Origin of the sequence: Geodermatophilus aquaeductus, assembly GCF_900182545.1 — a bacterium.
Lineage (GTDB): Bacteria > Actinomycetota > Actinomycetes > Mycobacteriales > Geodermatophilaceae > Geodermatophilus > Geodermatophilus aquaeductus.
Genome location: NZ_FXTJ01000007.1, coordinates 219257 through 239156, shown reverse-complemented (window position 1 = coordinate 239156; position 19900 = coordinate 219257). Strand labels below are relative to the sequence as shown.

The 19900-nt window shown below is 74.8% G+C and carries 18 protein-coding genes and 1 tRNA gene; 7 read left to right on the top strand and 12 right to left on the bottom strand.

Annotation, left to right across the window (positions count from 1 at the left end; all coding sequences use genetic code 11):
* Positions 1 to 166: 166 nt before the first annotated feature.
* Both FN207_RS17925 and FN207_RS17920 read left to right on the top strand, forming a co-directional pair.
* Positions 167 to 1570: an ATP-binding protein gene (locus FN207_RS17925; RefSeq protein WP_142459805.1), complete on the top strand. Its 1404-nt coding sequence runs from the start codon at positions 167 to 169 to the stop codon at positions 1568 to 1570.
* A 184-nt stretch (positions 1571 to 1754) separates the two neighbouring features.
* Entirely contained in the window at positions 1755 to 3149 is a 1395-nt protein-coding gene (locus tag FN207_RS17920) for an MFS transporter (RefSeq protein WP_221888265.1), read from the top strand.
* 17 nt (positions 3150 to 3166) lie between these two features.
* Here FN207_RS17920 and FN207_RS17915 read toward each other — a convergent pair.
* A tRNA-Arg gene (locus FN207_RS17915) sits at positions 3167 to 3239 on the bottom strand.
* Between the two features lie 182 nt (positions 3240 to 3421).
* On the opposite strand from FN207_RS17915, the gene FN207_RS17910 reads away from it, so the two are divergent.
* From FN207_RS17910 to FN207_RS17900, 3 genes are all read left to right on the top strand, one after another.
* Positions 3422 to 3967 (top strand): single-stranded DNA-binding protein, encoded by a 546-nt coding sequence (locus FN207_RS17910; protein ID WP_185938406.1) that lies wholly within the window; start codon positions 3422 to 3424, stop codon positions 3965 to 3967.
* 105 nt (positions 3968 to 4072) lie between these two features.
* On the top strand, positions 4073 to 5743 hold the full coding sequence (ettA, locus tag FN207_RS17905) for an energy-dependent translational throttle protein EttA (protein ID WP_142459803.1): 1671 nt from the start codon (positions 4073 to 4075) through the stop codon (positions 5741 to 5743).
* Positions 5744 to 5934: 191 nt separating this feature from the next.
* Positions 5935 to 6336, top strand: coding sequence for an acyl-CoA thioesterase (locus FN207_RS17900; RefSeq protein ID WP_246066146.1), 402 nt, complete (start codon positions 5935 to 5937; stop codon positions 6334 to 6336).
* A 3-nt stretch (positions 6337 to 6339) separates the two neighbouring features.
* Here FN207_RS17900 and FN207_RS17895 read toward each other — a convergent pair whose 3' ends face one another.
* Positions 6340 to 6783: a YccF domain-containing protein gene (locus FN207_RS17895; protein WP_221888263.1), complete on the bottom strand. Its 444-nt coding sequence runs from the start codon at positions 6781 to 6783 to the stop codon at positions 6340 to 6342.
* Between the two features lie 116 nt (positions 6784 to 6899).
* On the opposite strand from FN207_RS17895, the gene FN207_RS17890 reads away from it, so the two are divergent.
* Positions 6900 to 8009, top strand: coding sequence for a class I SAM-dependent methyltransferase (locus FN207_RS17890; protein WP_142459802.1), 1110 nt, complete (start codon positions 6900 to 6902; stop codon positions 8007 to 8009).
* Positions 8010 to 8016: 7 nt separating this feature from the next.
* Here FN207_RS17890 and FN207_RS17885 read toward each other — a convergent pair whose 3' ends face one another.
* Genes FN207_RS17885 through FN207_RS17870 form a run of 4 tightly spaced genes read right to left on the bottom strand, consistent with a single transcriptional unit; the run spans position 8017 to position 10500 of the window.
* The gene (locus FN207_RS17885; protein ID WP_142459801.1) at positions 8017 to 8544 is read right to left on the bottom strand and encodes an MOSC domain-containing protein; all 528 of its coding nucleotides are present in this window, start codon (positions 8542 to 8544) and stop codon (positions 8017 to 8019) included.
* Positions 8541 to 9203 (bottom strand): energy-coupling factor transporter transmembrane component T family protein, encoded by a 663-nt coding sequence (locus tag FN207_RS17880; RefSeq protein ID WP_142459800.1) that lies wholly within the window; start codon positions 9201 to 9203, stop codon positions 8541 to 8543. The genes FN207_RS17885 and FN207_RS17880 overlap by 4 nt, the downstream gene beginning before the upstream one ends.
* Positions 9200 to 9940 (bottom strand): energy-coupling factor ABC transporter ATP-binding protein, encoded by a 741-nt coding sequence (locus FN207_RS17875; RefSeq protein WP_142459799.1) that lies wholly within the window; start codon positions 9938 to 9940, stop codon positions 9200 to 9202. Before FN207_RS17875 ends, FN207_RS17880 begins: the two co-directional genes overlap by 4 nt.
* On the bottom strand, positions 9937 to 10500 hold the full coding sequence (locus FN207_RS17870; RefSeq protein WP_142459798.1) for a biotin transporter BioY: 564 nt from the start codon (positions 10498 to 10500) through the stop codon (positions 9937 to 9939). The genes FN207_RS17875 and FN207_RS17870 overlap by 4 nt, the downstream gene beginning before the upstream one ends.
* 532 nt (positions 10501 to 11032) lie before the next feature.
* Between FN207_RS17870 and FN207_RS17865 the strand changes: the two genes are divergently transcribed.
* A complete protein-coding gene (locus FN207_RS17865) occupies positions 11033 to 11401 on the top strand; it encodes a hypothetical protein (RefSeq protein WP_142459797.1) in 369 nt (122 codons plus the stop codon).
* A gap of 98 nt (positions 11402 to 11499) precedes the next feature.
* Here the strand turns inward: FN207_RS17865 and FN207_RS17860 are convergent, their stop codons facing one another.
* From FN207_RS17860 to FN207_RS17835, 6 genes are all read right to left on the bottom strand, one after another.
* Positions 11500 to 13047, bottom strand: a complete 1548-nt coding sequence (locus FN207_RS17860; RefSeq protein ID WP_142459796.1) for an ATP-binding cassette domain-containing protein — start codon at positions 13045 to 13047, stop codon at positions 11500 to 11502.
* A gap of 148 nt (positions 13048 to 13195) precedes the next feature.
* A complete protein-coding gene (locus FN207_RS17855) occupies positions 13196 to 14788 on the bottom strand; it encodes a glycoside hydrolase family 13 protein (protein WP_142459795.1) in 1593 nt (530 codons plus the stop codon).
* Positions 14789 to 14871: 83 nt separating this feature from the next.
* Positions 14872 to 15270 (bottom strand): globin, encoded by a 399-nt coding sequence (locus tag FN207_RS17850; protein WP_142459794.1) that lies wholly within the window; start codon positions 15268 to 15270, stop codon positions 14872 to 14874.
* Positions 15267 to 16556: an MFS transporter gene (locus tag FN207_RS17845; protein ID WP_142459793.1), complete on the bottom strand. Its 1290-nt coding sequence runs from the start codon at positions 16554 to 16556 to the stop codon at positions 15267 to 15269. Before FN207_RS17845 ends, FN207_RS17850 begins: the two co-directional genes overlap by 4 nt.
* Positions 16553 to 17584 (bottom strand): mechanosensitive ion channel family protein, encoded by a 1032-nt coding sequence (locus tag FN207_RS17840; RefSeq protein WP_142459792.1) that lies wholly within the window; start codon positions 17582 to 17584, stop codon positions 16553 to 16555. The genes FN207_RS17845 and FN207_RS17840 overlap by 4 nt, the downstream gene beginning before the upstream one ends.
* 32 nt (positions 17585 to 17616) lie before the next feature.
* Complete coding sequence (locus FN207_RS17835; RefSeq protein ID WP_142459791.1) at positions 17617 to 19704, bottom strand: prolyl oligopeptidase family serine peptidase; 2088 nt, start codon at positions 19702 to 19704, stop codon at positions 17617 to 17619.
* Positions 19705 to 19900 lie beyond the last annotated feature (196 nt).

The following is a 19900-nucleotide window of genomic DNA, read 5'->3' as shown; positions in this document are numbered from 1 at the left end:
GCCGGTCGGCCCCCTGCAGGTGACCCGGCGCGCACGCCACCTGACGCACCGTCGGCCCCGGGCAGGTGTCGCTCCCCGGGCGCTCGCGGACCGGCCACGCGGCTGCGCGGGCGTGCTTGTATCCGCGCCACCGACCCCAGCCCGACGGGGTGGTCAGGAGGTCGCGATGGGGCCCGACGACCTGCGCCGGGTCGCTCTCTTCGAGGGCACCGGCGACGACGAGCTGCGGGACCTGCTGGCGGCCGGCACCGAGGTGGCCTTCGCGCCCGGGGACGTCCTGTTCCAGGAGAACCACCCGGCCGAGTACTGGTGGGTGCTGCTCGACGGCGGCATCGACCTCCTCCGCCACCTCGGGCGGGACGAGACGCAGCTCGGGAGCATGGACGTGCCGGGCCGGTGGGCCGGCGGGTTCCGGGCCTGGGACGAGCACGGCGCCTACCTCGCCACCGGGCGGGCCGCGACCGCCGGCCGGGTGCTCCGGGTCCCGGCCGCGGAGCTGCGCCGGATCTGGACGGCGCACTTCCCCCTCGGCCTGCAGCTCACCGAGGGCGTGTCCCGGTCGGCGCGCAACTACGAGACGATGGCGCGCCAGCGCGAGGCCCTGGCCGCCCTGGGCACGCTGGCCGCCGGGCTGGCGCACGAGCTGAACAACCCCGCCGCCGCCGCGACCCGCGCCGTCGACGCCCTCGGCGAGGCCTGCGACGGCATGCTCACCTCGCTGCGCCGGCTGGCCGCCGTCCCCGTCACCGCCGGGCAGTTCACCGGCATCGACGCGCTGCGCCAGGAGCTCGGGTCCCCGCCGCCCGGTGAGGACCCGATGGCCCTGTCCGACCGCGAGGACGCCCTCTCCGACTGGCTGTCGGGCCGGGGCGTGGCCCGGGACTGGGTCCTGGGCCCGGCGCTCGCGGGCGCGGGCGCCGACGTCGACTGGTGCGAGCGGGCCGCGCAGGTCCTGGGGGACCCGGCGCTGTCCGCGGGCCTGGAGTGGGTGGCCAGCACGCTGGAGGCCTCCGGCCTGCTCGCCGAGGTCAAGGAGTCCACCCGGCGCATCTCCGATCTGGTCGCGGCCGTCCGCTCCTACTCGCAGCTGGACCGGGCGGCGACGCAGCGGACCGACGTCGCCGAGGGCCTGGAGAGCACGCTGGTGATGCTGGCCGCCCGGATCCCCCGGGAGGTGACCGTCGTGCGGGAGTACGGCGGCGACGTGCCCCGCATCGACGCCCGCGCGGGAGAGCTCAACCAGCTCTGGACCCACCTGGTGGACAACGCCCTCGACGCCCTGGGGGGCTCGGGCACCCTGCGCGTGCGGACCAGCTGGGAGCGCAGCGCGGTGGTCGTCGAGGTGGGGGACACCGGCGCCGGCATGTCCGAGGAGACCCGGGCACACGCCTTCGACCCGTTCTTCACGACGAAGGGGGTCGGGGAGGGGACCGGCCTGGGGCTGGACATCTCGCGACGGATCGTCGAGCGACACGGCGGCGACATCAGCATCGACCCCCGGCCGGGCGAGACCGTCCTCCGGGTGCGGCTGCCGGTGGTGGGTCCGGCCGCCCGGGCGCGACCGCAGTAGGTCCCCGGCCGAGCGGCGCAACGGCCGTTCCGGTGCCAGAATCCCTCCACGGACGTCGGTGCTGCCGACACAGCCGGACGCGGCCGAGACACGAGCCGCCCTCCGCCAGCCATCGCCCGTGGCATGTTCTCCCGACAGCCTCCCCGCACGGTCGATGGCGCCCGTGATGGTGACAGGAACTGCCATGACAACTCCAGGAACCGAGACACCCGCCCTCGACCGTCGGTCGCTGCGCAAGCTCATGGCCGCGGGGCTCATCGGGAGCTCCATCGAGTGGTACGACTTCTTCATCTACGCCACCGCGGCGGCGCTGGTGTTCGGTGAGCTCTTCTTCCCAGGCGCCTCTCCGCTCGTCGGCACGCTGCTGGCCTTCAGCACCTTCTGGGCCGGCTTCATCGCCCGTCCCATCGGCGGCTTGGTCTTCGGCCACTTCGGGGACAAGGTCGGCCGCAAGCCGGCCCTCGTCACCTGCCTGGTCCTGATGGGATCGGCGACCTTCCTCATCGGCCTGCTCCCCACGGCCGACTCGATCGGCGCGCTCGCACCCATCGCGCTCGTCGTGCTGCGCTTCCTGCAGGGCATCGCGGTCGGCGGACAGTGGGGCGGGGTCATCCTCCTGCTCACCGAGAACGCCGGGCGGGACCGCAAGGGGCGCGCGGGCACCTTCGGGCAGATGGGCGTCCCCATCGGCGTCATCCTGGGCAACGTCGTCTTCCTGACGGTGAGCGCCACCGTGAGCCCCGAGGCCTTCCTCTCCTGGGGATGGCGCATCCCGTTCCTGGCCAGCGCCGTGCTGCTCCCCGTGGTCATGTTCATCCAGCTGCGGGTCGAGGACACCCCCGTCTTCCGTCAGCTGCAGGAGAGCCACGACCAGGCCCCCGAGGCCCACGTGGCGCAGGCGCCGATCATGGAGGTCGTGCGCAAGCACCGCCGGCCGGTGCTGCTCGGCGCGGGACTGCTCTTCGGCACCAACGCGATCTTCTACATCAGCATCGCCGGAGTTCTGGACTACGCCACCCGCGAGCTCGGCGTCGACCGCGACCAGCTGCTCACCGTCACGCTGGCAGCCTCGGCGATCTCGGTGTTCGTCATCTACTTCAGTGGGGTGGCGTCGGACCGGATCGGCCGCCGGCCTCCCATCCTGCTGGGCGCGGCGATCATCGCCCTGTGGGCGTTCCCGTTCTTCTGGCTGATCGACACCGGGTCGCTGCCGCTGATCTTCCTGGCGCTGGTCGGCGGCCTGATCGGGTCCTCGCTCACCTACGGTCCCCTGGCCGCCTACCTGGCGGAGCTGTTCGAGCCGCGGATCCGCTACTCGGGGGCCTCGCTGGCCTATCAGCTGGCCGCCATCCTGGTGAGCGGAGCCACGCCCTTCCTCATGACCGCGCTCCTGGTGGCCACGGGCACGTCGGCCTCGGTGTCGGCCTACATCGCCCTGATGGGCGCGATCACGTTCCTCTCGGCGCTCGTCCTGCGCGAGACGCGCACCAAGGACGAGATCCGCGGCAGGTCGGGGCCCGGCACCCGGACGGAGTCGAGGGCCGGGTCGGCCGCGGGCGACCGGCGGCCCGGGACCTGACGACCGGACTCTCCCCGCGCGCCCGGCAGGACTCGAACCTGCGACCAAGTGCTTAGAAGGCACCTGCTCTATCCGCTGAGCTACGGGCGCTCGGGCGCGATGATGACACCTCCGCGCGCGGGGAGAGTGACCCGGTGACACCCCGGGTGCCCGTCGTCCACAGGGGCCGCGTGCTCCACAGGTCGCCGGGAGCGGCGCCGCGGACCTGACGGCAGCGCGAGGGTCGACGGCGGACCGGCACCGTGCCGGCTCCTGCAGACCCGAGGAGCACCGTGAGCACCACCGAGATCACCGTGACCGGCAACGTCGTCACCGCGCCCACCCGCACCCGCACGCAGCACGGCAGCGTCACCAACTTCCGCGTGGCCTCCACCGAGCGGCGCTACGACAGCAGCGTGCAGGGCTTCGTCGACGGCGCGAGGTTCTTCGTCGACGTCGAGTGCTGGGGCGAGCTCAGCGGCAACGTCTCGCACAGCGTCAGCAAGGGCGACCCGGTCATCGTGCGCGGCGTGCTGCGCACCGACGAGTGGGAGTCCGACCAGGGCCGCCGCAGCCGGCCGAAGGTCCGCGCCCAGGCCGTGGGCCTCGACCTGGGCAAGGGCACCGTGGAGTTCCGCAAGACGCAGCGAGCCGCGACCGCCGCCCCGCCCGCGGACGAGCCGCCGGCCGATCCCGCGCAGCGGGACTACACCGGGGGCGGCACGCCGTTGTACGAGCTGGACCCCGACTCGTCCCCGGCCGACAGCGCCCTCGACACCACACTCGACGGCGCGCTGGACGAGGCGCTGCACGCCCTGCCGGAACCGGCTCTGCGGTAGCCGCCCGCCGACTGGGAGGATCGGGACCGAGAAACGCACGGGGGCCGGGCCGGCGCACGCGCCGGCCCGCCCTCTCCGCGCATCGACGGAAGGCTCGAAAGCCCAGTGGCTCAGTACATCTACACCATGGTCCGTGCCCGCAAGGCGCACGGCGACAAGGTCATCCTGGACGACGTCACGCTGTCCTTCCTGCCCGGCGCCAAGATCGGCGTGGTCGGGCCGAACGGCGCCGGCAAGTCGACGGTCCTCCAGATCATGGCCGGCATGCAGCAGCCCTCCAACGGCGACGTGATGCTGGCGCCGGACGCCACGGTCGGCATCCTGCTCCAGGAGCCGCCGCTCAACGAGGAGCTCGACGTGCGCGGCAACGTCGAGGAGGCGGTCAAGCCGCTGCGCGACGCGCTGACCCGCTTCGACGAGGTCAGTGCGGCGATGGGCGAGCCCGACGCCGACTTCGACGCGCTGCTGGCCGAGCAGGGCGAGCTCATGGAGGTCATCGAGAACCACGACGGCTGGGAGCTCGACGCCCGCATCGAGCAGGCCATGGACGCGCTGCGCTGCCCGCCCGGCGACGCCGACGTCACCGTCCTCTCCGGTGGTGAGCGCCGCCGCGTCGCGCTGTGCAAGCTGCTGCTCGAGGCGCCCGACCTGCTGCTGCTCGACGAGCCCACCAACCACCTCGACGCCGAGAGCGTCGCGTGGCTGGAGCAGCACCTCGAGAAGTACGCCGGCACCGTCGTCGCCGTCACCCACGACCGGTACTTCCTCGACAACGTCGCCCAGTGGATCCTCGAGCTCGACCGCGGCCGGGCCTACCCCTACGAGGGCAACTACTCCACCTACCTGGAGACCAAGGCCGCCCGGCTGAAGGTCGAGGGTGCCAAGGACGCCAAGCGGCAGAAGCGGCTGGCCGAGGAGCTGGAGTGGGTCCGCTCCGGCGCCAAGGCGCGCCAGGCCAAGAGCAAGGCCCGCCTGGCCCGCTACGAGGAGATGGCCGCCGAGGCCGAGAAGACCCGGAAGCTGGACTTCGAGGAGATCCAGATCCCGCCGGGCCCGCGGCTGGGCAACGTCGTCGTGGAGACCCGGGACCTCACCAAGGGCTTCGGCGACCGGGTGCTCATCGACGACCTGTCCTTCACGCTGCCGCGCAACGGCATCGTCGGCGTCGTCGGCCCCAACGGCGCGGGCAAGACCACGCTGTTCAAGATGCTCGTCGGCGAGGAGAAGCCCGACGACGGCGAGATCAAGGTCGGCGAGACGGTCAAGGTCAGCTACGTCGAGCAGACCCGCAGCGGCATCGACCCCAAGAAGACGCTCTGGGACGTCGTCTCCGACGGCCTCGACCACATCAAGGTCGGCAACGTGGAGATGCCCTCGCGGGCCTACGTCGCGGCGTTCGGCTTCAAGGGCCCCGACCAGCAGAAGCCGGCCGGCGTGCTCTCCGGCGGTGAGCGCAACCGGCTGAACCTGGCGCTCACCCTCAAGCAGGGCGGCAACCTGCTGCTGCTCGACGAGCCGACCAACGACCTCGACGTCGAGACGCTCACCAGCCTCGAGGGGGCACTGCTGGACTTCCCCGGCTGCGCCGTGGTGGTCAGCCACGACCGGTGGTTCCTCGACCGCGTGGCCACCCACATCCTCGCCTACGAGGGCGAGTCGAAGTGGTTCTGGTTCGAGGGCAACTTCGCCGACTACGAGAAGAACAAGGTCGAGCGCCTCGGCCCGGAGGCCGCCCGCCCGCACCGCGCGACCTACCGCAAGCTCGCCCGCGACTGAGCACGTCCCCGACGGCCGGCTGGAGCACCGCTCCGGCCGGCCGTCGGCGTCTCCGGCACCCGCACGGCACGTGCACGCAGCGCGGCCGGACGGCGCTCGGGAACGCGCTGCGTGCACATCCGGCGTCGCGGCGGGGCGGCGTCGACGGCGGCGGTCTGCGTGCGGCAGGGTGTCGGACCGTGCGGTTCACGGTGGCAGTCCCCATGCGCTGGTCGGACATGGACGCCTATGGCCACGTCAACAACGTGGTGTACCTGCAGTACTTCGAGATGGCGCGCGTCGCGTTGTTCTTCGAGCGCGCCTCGCTGGAGGAGCGCACGGGCCTCCGCCGCGGCACGGTCGTGGCCGCCCACGAGATCGCCTACAAGCGGCCCGTCGTCTACTCGTCGCGCCCGCTGGACGTGCAGATCTGGGTCTCCGGCATCCGGGCGGCGGCGTTCACCTGCCACTACGAGGTGTTCGACCACGAGAACCTGGCGGTCACCGGCAGCACGCTGCTGGCGCCCTTCGACTTCTCGATCGACCGCCCGCGCCGGCTCACCCCCGACGAGAAGGAGTTCCTCGCCCGCTGGGGCGACGAGCCGGCCGGCTGAGCCTCACCAGCGGGCCGGTGCCCCCTGCACCACGCCGCTGCCGGCGTGCATCCAGTCGCGCGGGGGAGCGGTCTGCACCACCCGCTTGCCCAGCGGGAACAGGCCGACCGCGGCGAGCTTGAACGACGCGATCCCGAACGGGATGCCGATGATCGTCACGCAGAACGCGATCCCGGCGAGCACGTGCACCAGCGCCAGCCACCACCCGGCCACCAGGAACCAGACCAGGTTGCCCACCGCCGAGGCCACGCCCGCGCCGGGTGCCCGCACCGTCGTGCGCCCGAACGGCCAGACGACGAACCCGGCCAGCCGGAACGCGGCGATGCCGAACGGGATGGTCACCACCAGCAGGCAGGCCAGCACGCCGGCGAGCGCATAGGCCAGCGCGAGCAGCCAGCCCTGCAGCACGAGCCAGACCAGGTTGAGCAGCGTCCGCAGGGTGTCCACGTACAGATCACGGACCGGGGCGCTGCCGGGTTCCACCTCGCGCCGGCCGGGGCCAGGATCGGGCGCGCCGGCGCGGTCGGCCGACCGGTCGGGCCCCCGAGAGGAGCTGGTCGACGATGACCACCGACACCCGCGCGGACGACGCCACCGCCGCCGCCACCGAGGCCCTCGCCGGGCGCCTGCTCGACACCGTGCTCGCCGTCCTCGACGCGCAGGCCGTGCACCTCGGCGACCGCCTCGGCTACTACCGCGACCTCGCCGAGAACGGCACGTCGACGTCGGCCGAGGTGGCCGGGCGCACCGGGACCGTCGAGCGCTACGTCCGCGAGTGGCTCGAGCAGCAGGCGGTCACCGGCATCCTCACCGCCGAGGACGACCCCGCCCGCCCCGGGGACGCCCTGGCCCGGCGCTTCACGCTGCCCCTCGGGCACGAGGCGCCCCTGCTCGACGTCCTCAGCAGCGACCACCTGGTGCCCCTCGTCCGGTTCGTGGTGGCGGTCGGCCGGCAGGTCGACGCGCTGGCCGAGGCGCACCGCACCGGCGACGGCGTCTCGTGGGCGCAGCAGGGGACCGACGTGCGCGAGGCCCAGGCCGCGGCCAACCGCCCGCTGTTCCTCGGCCGCCTGGGGAACACGTACCTGCCGTCGATCCCCGACGTCGACGCGGCCCTGCGCCGCGGCGGCCGGGTCGCCGACGTGGGCTGCGGCCACGGCTGGTCGTCCGTCGGCATCGCACAGGCCTACCCGGCGGCGACCGTCGACGGGTACGACGTCGACGGGCCCTCGGTGGCGGCGGCCCGCCGCAACGCCGCCGAGGCCGGCGTCGCCGACCGGGTGCACCACCACCACGCCGACGCCGGCACGGTGGACGACGCGGCCGGCTACGACCTGGTGACGGCGTTCGAGTGCATCCACGACCTGTCCGACCCGGTGTCGGTGCTGGCCGCGATGCGGCGACTGGTCCGCCCCGGCGGGACCGTGCTGGTCGTCGACGAGCGGGTGGCCGAGCGGTTCACCGCGCCGGGCGACGACGTCGAGCGGCTGATGTACGGCTACAGCGTGACCTGCTGCCTGGCCGACGGGATGTCGCACCAACCGTCGGCGGCCACCGGGACGGTCATGCGCCCGGACACGCTGCGCCGCTACGCGCGGGAGGCGGGATTCACCGACGTCGAGGTCCTCGACGTCCCGGACGACTTCCTGCGCTTCTACCGCCTCGTGGGCTGAGCCCGCCTCACCCGGCGACGAGGCGGGGCACCGGCCGGTCGGCGCCGGTCGGGGCCCCGCGTCGGGCGGCCTCCTCCTCGGACACCGCCCGCACGACCGCGCCCTCGGTGATCGCCGCGCCGGCGAAGACCGCCGCGTTGATGCCGCCGCGGTGCACCATCGCCTTGACCAGCCGGGCACCGGTGAGCCGCTCGAGGTGGGCGCAGGGCGGGCAGCGCTTCATGCCGAACAGCAGCGCGTCGCCGACGGCGAACCACCGGCCCACCAGCGCGGGCAGGTCGACGCCGGTGGTCACGAGGTTGCGGCGGGTGTCGCCGGGGGTGAGCGGCACGCCGGCCTCGGCCGCGACCGCCGCGACGTCGTCGCGGTCGATCAGCGTGAGCTGCTTCTCCAGGTCGGGGTACCGCGCCCAGGTGCCGCCGCCGAGGGCGTAGCGGTCGCCCTCCAGGCCGAGCCCGGCGACCAGCCGGGCCGCGGGCACCCGCCGCATGGGCGCGGCGGCAGTCGGGGTCAGCCAGATCTCGGTGACGGTCATCGCGGGACCTCCGAGGTGGGGGAGCGCCGGCGGCGCGGGGGCGGGACGTCGTCGGCACCGCGGGCGTCGAGGGCCTCGCTGACGTCGTGGGCCATCTGCAGCACCTGCACCAGCAGCGGGGCGACGGTCGTCCGCAGCGCGCGCACCCCGCGGGGGGACCCGCCGCGGGCGGCCTGCGCCGCGCGGATCCGGTCGGCGCGCTCGACGAGCACCGGGATGAACCGCAGCGCCATGGCGATGGTCAGGCCCACGCGTGCCGGCCGGACGCCGACCAGCCGCAGCGGGGCGCACAGCCACTCGACCACCGCCACCATCGCGCTCACCCGCGTCGTCGCCGTCACCACGGCCGCGGCCACCACCAGGGTGAGCAGCCGCAGCGCCACGTGCGCGCCGGTCCGCAGGTCGGTGGTCAGCGCGTGGACGACGAGCAGCGCGCCCAGCCACCAGACGACGGCGCGCGCCTGCCGGGCCAGCACCGCCACCGGCAGCCGGGCGACGAGCAGCCCCACGGCGACCGTCGCGAGCAGCGCCGCGGCGGCCGCGGTGAGCGTGGGCAGCACGAACAGCGCGACGGCCAGGACGGCGAGGGCGAGCAGCTTGGCGCCGGCCGGCAGCCGGTGCACGACGCTGGCCCGTGGGACGTACAGCGCGAGGGTCACCGGTCGGCCATCAGCGCGCGGTAGGCGGCCACGGCCGGGCCGGGGGCGGCGTCCTCGACGACCCGGCCGCGGTCGACGACCAGCACCCGGTCGAAGCCGTCGAGCAGGTCCAGCTGGTGGGTCACGACGACGACCTGCTGCTCGAGCCCGGCGATCAGCTCGGCGACCCGGCGGGCGTTGACCAGGTCCAGCAGCGTCGTCGGCTCGTCGAACACGATCCGGGCGGGGCGCATGACGAGCACGCCGGCGATGGCCAGCAGCTGCTTCTGCCCGCCGGAGAGCAGGTGCGCGGGGTGGTCGGCGTGCCCGGCGAGGCCGTAGCGCTCGAGCACCTCGGCGACGCGGGCCGCGCGCTCGTCGGCCGGCACGCCCTGGTTCTCCAGCCCGTAGGCGACGTCCTCGGCCACCGTGGGCAGCACGATCTGCGCGTCGGGGTCCTGGAACACGAAGCCGACCCGGCGCCGCACCGCGCGCACCTGGGTCCGGGTGTCGAGCCCGTCGACGAGCACCCGCCCCTCCGACGGCACGACCAGGCCGTTGAGCAGCCGGGCGAGCGTGCTCTTGCCCGACCCGTTGGCGCCGACGACGCCGATCCGCGCCTCGGTGAGGGTCAGGTCGAGGCCGTCGAGCACCGGCCGGTCGCCGTAGCGGTGGGAGACCCCGCGCAGCTCGATGCCGCGCCCCGGGTCCGCGACGTCGTCCGCGGCGGGCGCCGGGCCGGGACGGCGGAACCTCACCGGCTCTCGGCGGTCCGGCGGGGACGCTCGATGACGGGGTAGCTGCGCCGGACGACGTCGGCGATCGCCGCCGCGACGACGGCCTTGAACAGGTCACCGGGCACGAACACGGCCGCGCCGCTCCAGAACGCGGCGCCCCACTCCAGGCCCGCGACCGCCTTGAGCACCGGGACGCCGATCGCGTAGATGACGACGATCCCGCCGACCACGTTGAACAGCGTGCCGCGCAGCACGTCGTAGCGGTCCCACGAGCGCTCGGTGAGCCAGCCGATGACGAACGCGGCCACCGGCCAGCTGTAGAGGTACCCCGCGGTCGGCCCGGCGAAGGGTGCCAGCCCACCGGCCCCGCTGGCCAGCAGCGGCAGCCCGACGGCCACCAGGACGAGGAACAGCAGCACGGCGAGGGAGCCGCGGCGGGCGCCCAGGACGCTGCCGGCCAGCATCACGCCGAGGGTTTGGGCGGTGATCGGCACCGGGCCGACGGTGATCGCCGGCAGGGTCCCCAGCACCGCGATGACGGCGGCGAACAGGGCGACGTAGGCGAGGTCCCGGGTCTTCACGGTGGCTCCTTGCGAGAGGCAGCGGGCGGGCCCGCGCGGTCCTCGCGGAAGGTACCGGAGCGGCGCGGGACACGGGTCCGGCGGCCTCTCCCGATGGTTGCCGTCGGTGTCGGCGCGCTCACCTGCAGAGACGCCCGCCGGTTTGCCCGGCCCGCCGGGGACGTGTTGTCTGGGGTCGCTGAGGCCTTCGGCGGACGCGGGAACAGGGCGGGACTGGCGCATGGCAACCGGGTGGTGGGCGTCTCTGTGGCAGCGGGGGCGCCACGAGCCGCGGGAGCTCCTCCAGGAGCGGCCACGGGAGCCGGTGCACCGGCCCGCCCCGGCCCCGCAGCCCGCCGTCGACGACGACGCGGTCCCGCCGCAGGCTCCGCACCCGGCTCCGGCCGGGAGCACGCAGGACGCTCCGGCGGCCCTCCCGCCCGGAGGCGCCGTGCCCCAGCAGACGTCCGGTCCGTCCGGCCGAGCCGGGTCTCCCGACCCGGTGCGCAGCACCCCGCTGCGTCCCCCTCTCGAGACGACAGGAGCCCCATCCGTGGCAACGCTCGACAACGTGATCGCCGACCTGCTCGCGATCGAGGGCGCCAACGGCGCCGCGATCGTGGACATCGACAGCGGCATGGCCCTCGCGTCCGGGGGCACCCCCGGCTTCGACCTCAACGTGGCGGCCGCCGGCAACTCCAACGTGGTCCGCGCCAAGCTGCGCACCATCGGCGACCTCGAGCTCAAGGACGAGGTCGAGGACATCCTCATCACGCTGGGCAGCCAGTACCACCTGATCAACGTGCTCAAGGGCCAGGGCAACTCCGGCCTGTTCATCTACCTCGTGCTCAACCGGGTGACCGCCAACCTGGCGCTCGCCCGGCACAAGCTGCGGGCGGTCGCGGCCACCGTCGCCGTCTGAGGCCCGCGGGAACCGACGGGCCGGCGCCCGATCCGGACGGGGGTCGGGGAGGGCGCCGGCCCGGCACCGCGGTGCCGGGCCGTGACTCGGGCAGCGGTTCAGGCAGCGGCGGTGGCAGCCTCGACGATGCGCTCGCGCACCGCGTCGACGGCGAGCTCGCCGGTGTCGATCCAGCGCGCCACGCGGCCGTCGGCCACGATCCCGACGCGGTCGCAGCACTCGGCCAGCTCGTCGGGGTCCACCGAGACCACGACGACCGACGTCCCGTGCATGGTCGCCTCGTCGAGCAGCCGCCGGACCTGCCGGCGGGCCCGGACGTCCAGGCCGCGGGTGGGCTCGTGCAGGACGACGACGTCGCGCGGTGAGGCCGACATCCACCGCGCGAGCGCGAGCTTGTGCTGGTCGCCGCCGGACAGCGCGCCGAAGACGGTGCGGATGCTCATCGTCTTGACGTCCATCTGGTGCACGGTCCGGATGACCCCGCGCAGCGTGGCGATCTCCCGGCGCAGGTCGGTGAGCGTGCCCCAGGCCTCCTGCGTCAGCGTGCGGGCGATGGTCTCGCCGGGGTCGACCCCGTAGGCGTCCTCGTCGGGCCGGTACGCCGGCAGCGCCAGCGAGCCGTCGTCGGTGCACCCGAGCGAGCGCTGCTCGCCGTGCAGCAGGAGCTCGTCGGTGACGGCCGGCAGCTCGCCGGACAGGGCGTCGGCGATCTCGCGGACGCCGGAGGAGCGGTGCCCGGTCAGCCCGATCACCTCGCCGCGGCGCAGCAGCAGGTCGACGCCCTCGACAGCGCCGGGCACCCGCAGGTTGCGGACCCGCAGCGCGACCTCGTCGGAGGGGGCCGGCCGCGGCGTCGTGCGCGCCGGGACGTCGTCGTCCGGTGCCGGCGACTGTGCCGGGACCGGGGCCGAGGCGATCCGCGGCGGCGGCGGCGTCACCGGCTCGCCCACGGTCTCCGCGGCCAGCCGGACCGGGTCCATCTGCGCGCTCGGGCAGTCGAGGGCGATCCGGCCGTCGCGCAGCACCAGCACGCGGTCGACCACCTCGAGCATCTCGGGCAGCCGGTGGCTGATGTAGAGCACCCCGCGGCCCTGGCGGCTCAGCCGCCCGGCGACGGAGTGCAGGCTGGTGACCTCCGAGGGCAGCAGCGGGGCGGACACCTCGTCGAGCACGACCAGGCGGGTGTCCTCGGCGAGCACGCGGGCGGTCTCGACCAGGCCGTGCACGAAGTGCGGCAGGTCCCCGACCAGGGTGTCCGGGTCGACGTCGAGCGCCACCTCGGCGAGCAGCACCTGGGCCTGCCGGCGCAGCTCCTCCTGCGGCCGCCCGGCCTGCGCGGTGCCGCGGAAGACCGCCTGCGCGACGGTCAGGTGCGGGTCGATGTGCACCAGCTGCTCGACGACGCCGACGCCGAGGTGGCGGGCGTCCTCCGTCGACAGCGGCGCGTACGGGTGGCCCTGCAGCGTCATGAGGCCGGAGTCGGCCGCGGTGATGCCGGCCACGATGTCCCCGAGCGTGGACTTGCCGGCGCCGTTGGTGCCGACCAGCCCGACGATCTCGCCCTCGTCGAGGGTGAAGGAGACGTCGCGCAGGACGCGGCGGGCACCGAACGACTTCGTCAGCCCCTCGACCTGCAGCAGCGCCATGGGCGGGCGAGCCTCCCCGAGAGTGGGTCCCCGACGGCGGGTCGGTCGACCGTGTGGAGCGTCCCCCGTGACGCCTCGTTACGAGACGGATGCTACCCGCGTCGGGGCCCGGCGCCTCCCGAGAGCGGGGGCGCCGGGCCCGTCCCGCTCAGGCGTGCAGCCACACCGCCGCGTCGGACGGGAGGGTCCCGCCGGTGACGTCGTCGCTGGCCAGCAGGACCCGTCCCTCGGGCAGCGGAACGGCCTCGGGGGAGAGGTTCAGCAGGCACACCAGGCCGCCGGGACGGCGGAAGGCGAGGCACCCGCCGGGGGCGGGCAGCCACTCCAGCGACTCGCCGGAGAACGCCGGCGAGGAGGCCCGCAGGGCCAGCGCGGCCCGGTACAGCGACAGCGTCGACGACGGGTCGGCGGCCTGCGCCTCGGCGGTCAGCGGCCCCCAGCCCTCGGGCATGGGCAGCCAGGTCTCCCGCCGCGCGGAGAAGCCGTAGGACGGCGCGCTGCCCGACCACGGCACCGGGATCCGGCAGGCGTCGCGGCCGCGCTCGGTGTGCCCGGAGCGCTCCCAGATCGGGTCCTGCAGGGCGTCGTCGGGCAGGTCGACGTCGGGCATGCCGAGCTCGTCGCCGTTGTAGACGTAGGCCGCGCCGGGGAGGGCGAGCTGCAGCAGCGCCGCCGCGCGCGCCCGCCGGGTGCCGAGCTCGCCGCCGCCGTAGCGGGTGACGTGCCGGGGCCGGTCGTGGTTGGACAGCACCCAGCAGGCCGGGGCGGGTACGTCGGCGACGGTGGCCAGCGAGTGGACGACGGCGTCGCGCAGGTCCTCGACGGTCCACTCGGCGGTCAGCAGCTTGAAGTTGAAGGCCAGCTGCAGCTCGTCGGGGCGCAGGTAGTCGGCCAGCCGGTCGTCGTCCGAGACCCACACCTCGCCGACGGCCATCGAGCCCGGGTGGGCGTCGAGCACGGCGCGCACCCGCCGGTGGACGTCGTGCACGCCGTCCTGGTCGAAGCGCAGGTCGCCGGGGCCGTGGTCGTCGAGCAGGCCGGTGTCCTCCATCGGCTGCATGTCCGGCAGACCCGCGGGCTTGGCCATGCCGTGCGCGACGTCGATGCGGAAGCCGTCGACGCCGCGGTCGAGCCAGAAGCGCATCGTCGTCTCGAGGTCGTCGAGGACCTCGGGGTTGGTGAAGTCGAGGTCGGGCTGCTCGGGGGCGAACAGGTGCAGGTACCACTGTCCGTCGGGCACCCGCGTCCAGGCGGGGCCGCCGAAGACCGAGGGCCAGTTGTTCGGCGGCTCGGCGCCGTCCGGGCCGCGGCCGTCGCGGAAGAGGTAACGCGCCCGCTCGGGCGAGCCGGGGCCGGCGGCCAGGGCGGCCTGGAACCACTCGTGCCGGTCGGAGGTGTGGTTGGGCACCAGGTCGACGGTCACCCGGATGCCGGCGGCGTGCGCCTCGGCCAGCAGTGCGTCGAACCCGTCGAGGTCGCCGAAGACCGGCTCGACGTCGCGCGGGTCGGCGACGTCGTAGCCGTGGTCGGCCATCGGCGAGGGGTAGAAGGGCGTGATCCACAGCGCGTCGACGCCGAGGTCGATCAGGTGCGGCAGGCGGGCGCGGATGCCGGCGAGGTCGCCGACGCCGTCACCGCTGCCGTCGGCGAAGCTGCGGATGTAGACCTGGTAGAAGACCGCGTCGCGCCACCAGTCGGCGTCGGTGCGGCGGAACGGGCGGGCAGGGGTGAGGGAACTCACCGGGCTCCTAGGTGACGTGAGGGAACGGCCCCCTCGCAGGGGCCCGCCGCGAGCTCGCGAGCGGTGGGGGGCGAGGGGGTCCTCTATCGGTTCTGCATGCTGCGGGCGGCCATCGTCAGGTAGGCCCACAGGGTGTCGTCCTGCTCGTCGGGCAGCTCGAGGCTGTCGACGGCGTCGCGCATGTGCCGCAGCCACGCGTCGCGCTCGGCCTCGCCGATCGCGAACGGGGCGTGCCGCATCCGCAGGCGCGGGTGGCCGCGTTCCTGCGAGTACGTGGTCGGGCCGCCCCAGTACTGCTCGAGGAAGCGGCGCAGGCGCGTCTCGGCGCCCTCCCAGTCGTCCTGGGGGTAGAGCGGCGCGAGCACCGGGTCGCCCTTGACACCGGCGTAGAAGCGGGCGACGAGCCGACGGAAGGTCGGCTCGCCACCGACCTCGTCGTAGAAGGTCCGCGCCGAGGGCAGGGACCGGCTCGCCTCGCTCATGACACCGATGGTCCCGCAGCCGGGCGCTCCTCCGCCACGTCGCCCCCGGAGGCGGCCCTCGTCCGCCCGTAGGCGAGCAGCGGCGGCACGACCGCCACCAGGCCGATCCCGCCGGCCAGCGCGACGACGGCGCTGGGCGCCAGCCCCTCCGCGGCCAGCCCGGCGGCGAGTGCCCCGACGCCCTGGATGCCGTACAGACCGCTGACCGCGACGCCGAAGGCGCGGCCCCGGAAGGCCGGCGGCACGGCCTGCACGAAGGCGACGTTGAGCGGGATGCTCCACGAGGCGCCGAGCCCGGACACGAACATCAGCCCGACGACGAGCGCGTACGCCACGCGGCCCGGCCCGGCGCTCATGGCGACCAGCCCGGCCAGCAGCACCGGCGCCAGCGACAGGCCCACCAGCAGCGGCATCAGCCGGTCGCTGCGCGCCGTCCCCAGCAGCCGGGCGAGCACCAGCCCGCCGACGGTCATCCCCAGCGGCTGGGCGGCGAGCAGCACGCCGACCTGGGCGGCCCGCTCGCCGAGCTCGTCGGTGAGCGGGACGGCGATGCCCTCGGCGGCGTTGGCGAACAGGGTGCCGACCCACAGCAGCGCGATGATCGCCAGCAGCCGCGGGCTGCCGCCGATCAGCCGCAGCCCCTCGCCGGCCTCCCGCCAGACCGAGGACGGCTCGGTGACGCCGTCGGTGGGCGCCGGCCGGCGCTGCAGCCCGGCGGTGAGCCAGACGGCGGAGACGGCGAAGGTGGCCGCGTCGGCGAGCAGCACGGCCGTGGGGCTGAGCACCGTGACCAGCCCGCCCGCGGCGAGGAACCCCACGACCTGCGCCATCTGCAGGCTGACGTTGGTCAGCGAGGTGGCGACGGCGTACCGCTCGCCCTCGAGGACGTCGGCCATGAGCGCCGAGCGGGCCGACTCGAACGGCGGCGCGCACAGCGAGACGAGGAACAGCAGCACGAGCAGCACGGCCAGCGGCGTCCCGGGGACGGCCATCCCGGCGACCAGGACGGCGCGGACGACGTCGCTGGTGATGAGCACCCGGTGCCGGGGGAAGCGGTCGGCGATCGTGGCGAGCACCGGCCCGCCGAGCGCCCACGGCAGGAAGCCCAGCGCGAAGGTGAACGCGGCCAGCAGCGGCGAGTCGGTGCGCTGGTAGACGAGGACGGTCAGGGCCACCCGGGCGAGCTCGTCGCCGATGGTCGACAGCGTGTAGGTGCCGAAGAACGGGCGGAACTCGCGGACGGCGAAGACGTCCCGGAACGTCGCCGGGCGCGTGACCCCGCTCATCGGGCGCCGCTGGCCGTGGCCCCGTTGGCCGCGCTCACCAGCGGGGGCGGCGTCCGGATGCCCTCGACGGCGAAGCGCTCCTTCAGCCGCATCCGCAGCTCCCGGCCGACCCGCCACTGGTCGGCGTTGGTCGTGCGCACCTGCACCCGCATCGTGACGCCCTCGGCGGTGATCAGCTCGACGCCGAGGGACTCCGGCTCGGCGAGCAGGACCCCCGCCCAGTCCTCCTCGGCGTAGAGGGCGTCGGCCACCTCCTGCATGACCCGCCGGCAGCGCTCGAGGTCGGTGTCGTGCGCGACGGGCATGTCGATGACCACCTGCGCGTAGCCCTGGCTCTTGTTGCCGACCCGCAGGATCTCGCCGTTGCGGGCGTACCAGACGACGCCGTTGACGTCGCGCACCCGGGTGATCCGCAGGCCCACCGCCTCGACCGTGCCGCTGGCCTCGCCCAGGTCGACGACGTCGCCGACGCCGTACTGGTCCTCGAGGATGATCCCGATCCCGGCGATGAAGTCCTTGACCAGGTTCTGCGCGCCGAAGCCGAGGGCGACACCGACGACGCCGGCGCTGGCGATGATCGGCGCCAGGTTGACGCCGAGCTCACCGAGCACCAGCACGACGGCGATGCCCATGACGACGAACGACGCGATGCTGCGCAGTACCGACCCGATCGCCTCGGCCCGCTGGGTGCGCCGCTGGGCGATGGTCTCCACGCCGTCGGGGTCGGCGGCGCGGACCCGGTTGCGCCAGGGCCGCAGGATCGTCGGCATCGAGCCGGTGGCGGTGCGGTCGGTGAGCCGCCGGATCGCCCGGTGCAGGAGCGCCCGGACGACGAAGGCCACGACGACGACCAGCAGGATCCTCGCCGGCTTCTCGATCAGCGCCTCGGCGTTGGTGGCCAGCCAGCCGACGCCGGACAGCTCGTAGACCTTGGCGCACAGGGTGGTCGGGTCCGACAGGCACGCGGGGGCGGCGCCGCCGAGGCCGGTGTCGGCGGCGGCGACCACCACGGAGAGTGGAGCAGGCATCACTCTCCATGGTGTCAGGTCGGGACGACGGATCAGGCGGGCGGCGCGCCCCAGTCCGACAGCCCGGTGGCCGCGGCGAGGAAGGCCAGCTGGTCGGCGGCCAGTCCCACGGTGCGGCTGACCGCCCGCGCGCCGTGGCCGACCGACGTCTCGCGCCGCAGGACGACGGGTGCGTCGGCGCTCGTGGCGGCCTGCAGGGCGGCGGCGAGCTTGCGCCCGTGCAGCGGGTCGACGCGGGTGTCGGACTCGAAGGTCGTGAACAGCGTCGCCGGGTAGGCGGTGCCCTCCCGCACGGCGTGGTACGGCGAGTAGCCGAGCAGCCAGCCGAGCTCGACCGGGTCGTCAGCGGTGCCGTACTCGTCGTTCCAGGTGCGGCCCAGGCCGAAGCGCTCGTACCGGACCATGTCCAGCAGCGGGGCGCTGCAGACGACGCCGGCGGCGAGGTCGGGCCGCTGGGTGAGGGTGGCGCCCACGAGCAGGCCGCCGTTGGACCCGCCCATCACCGCCAGCTGCGCGTGTGTCGTCCAGCCCTCGGCGACCAGGTGCTCCCCGGCGGCGGCGAAGTCGTCGAAGACGTTCTGCTTGCGCTCGCGCATGCCGGCGCGGTGCCAGTCCTCGCCGTGCTCGGAGCCGCCGCGCAGGTTGGCCACCGCCCACACGCCGCCGGCGGCGACCCAGGCCAGCGCCTGCGCCGAGTAGCCCGGCGTCAGCGCCACGTTGAAGCCGCCGTAGCCGTAGAGGACGGTCGGGCGGGGGGTGTCCGGCGTGCCGGTGCCCGACAGCACGAACAGGTGCACCGGCGTGCCGTCGGGCGAGGTCGCGTGCGTCTCGACGACGGTCAGGTCCGGCACCTCGCCGGCCACGGGCGCGCGCTCGTCCTCGGCCAGTGCCGTCGGCTCGGCGGCGTCCCAGCGCAGCACCGACGGCGGGGTCGCGTGGTCGGTGTAGCCCACCCACGCCGTCGTCCCGCCCTCGGGCGGCGCGCTGACGCCGGAGACGCTGCCGACGCCGAGGCCGGTGACCTCCGCCAACCGGCCGGAGCCGTCCGCGGCCCACACCGAGAGGCGGTCGGTGGCGTCGACGGAGTGCACGGCGAGCACCTGCAGCGACCCGTCGGCGCCGTCGACCAGCGCGACGTCGGACAGCACGCCGTCGTCGGACTGGGGGACGACGTCGGTCCACGCCTCCGCCGGCCAGGTGACGGGGTCGGCGGGGTCGGCGACGGCCAGCCGCCAGCGCGGGGTGCCGCGGTCGCTGAGCAGCCACAGCCGGCCGTCGCGGGCCACCCACGCGGAGGTCTGGGCGTCGACGCCGACCTGGAACTCCCGCAGCGCGCCGTCACCGGCGAGGTCGGCCAGCCAGACGTCGTCGCGCGGCGCGGTCCCGGCGGAGGCGGACACGGCCAGCCAGCGGCCGTCGGCGCTCACCCGCACGCCGTAGTAGTTGGTGGGGTCGAGTCCCTCGCCGTGCACGAGGACGTCGTCGTCGGGGTCGGCGCCGACCCGGTGACGCCACACCCGGCGGTGGAACTGCTCCTCGCCGGCGGGCACCTGGTCCGGCGCCAGGCGGCGGACGTAGAAGAGCTCCTCGCCGCCGGGCAGCCAGGCGACGGGGGAGTAGCGGCAGCGGTCGACCGGCCCGTCGAGCTGCTTCGCCGTGGCGACGTCGAGGACGTACAGGCGCGACTCCTCGTCGCCGCCGGTGGACAGCTGGTAGGCCAGCCGGTCGCCCTCCCACGACGGCGACCACGCGTCGAGCGTCGTCGTCCCGGACGGGTCGACCGCCATCGGGTCCACGAGCACGCGGACGGTGCCGTCGGGCTCGCGGACCCGCAGGACGGCGTGCTCCTGGCCGGGGTCGCGGCGGGTGGAGAAGGCCCGGCCGCCGCGGTGCACCGGGACGCCGACCGCGCCGGCGTGCACGAGCCGCTCGAGCCGGGCGGCGAGGTCGGCGCGCAGGGGGAGGGCGCCGAGGACATCGGCGGCGAGGGCGTCCTCGGCGGCGGTCCACGCCTGCGTGCGCGGGTCGCCGGCGTCCTCGAGCCAGCGGTAGGGGTCGGCCACGCGGTGGCCGTGCAGGTCCTCGACCAGGTCGAGCTTCTCGGCGTCGGGGTAGCGCACCCGGCCCACCGTAACCGCGGGCCGGACGGTTCCCCCGAGCGCCACCGGGCCTGGTCAGGGCACTATGGGTCTGCCCACGGGCCGCCCCGGTACGGCGGTCCGGGGACTCCGGAGGTGCTCCGTGTCGCGTTCCGCGTCCGGGTCGTCGCCGGCGGGCCACCCAGGTCCGCGGCGGGACCCCGTCCCACACCCCCGG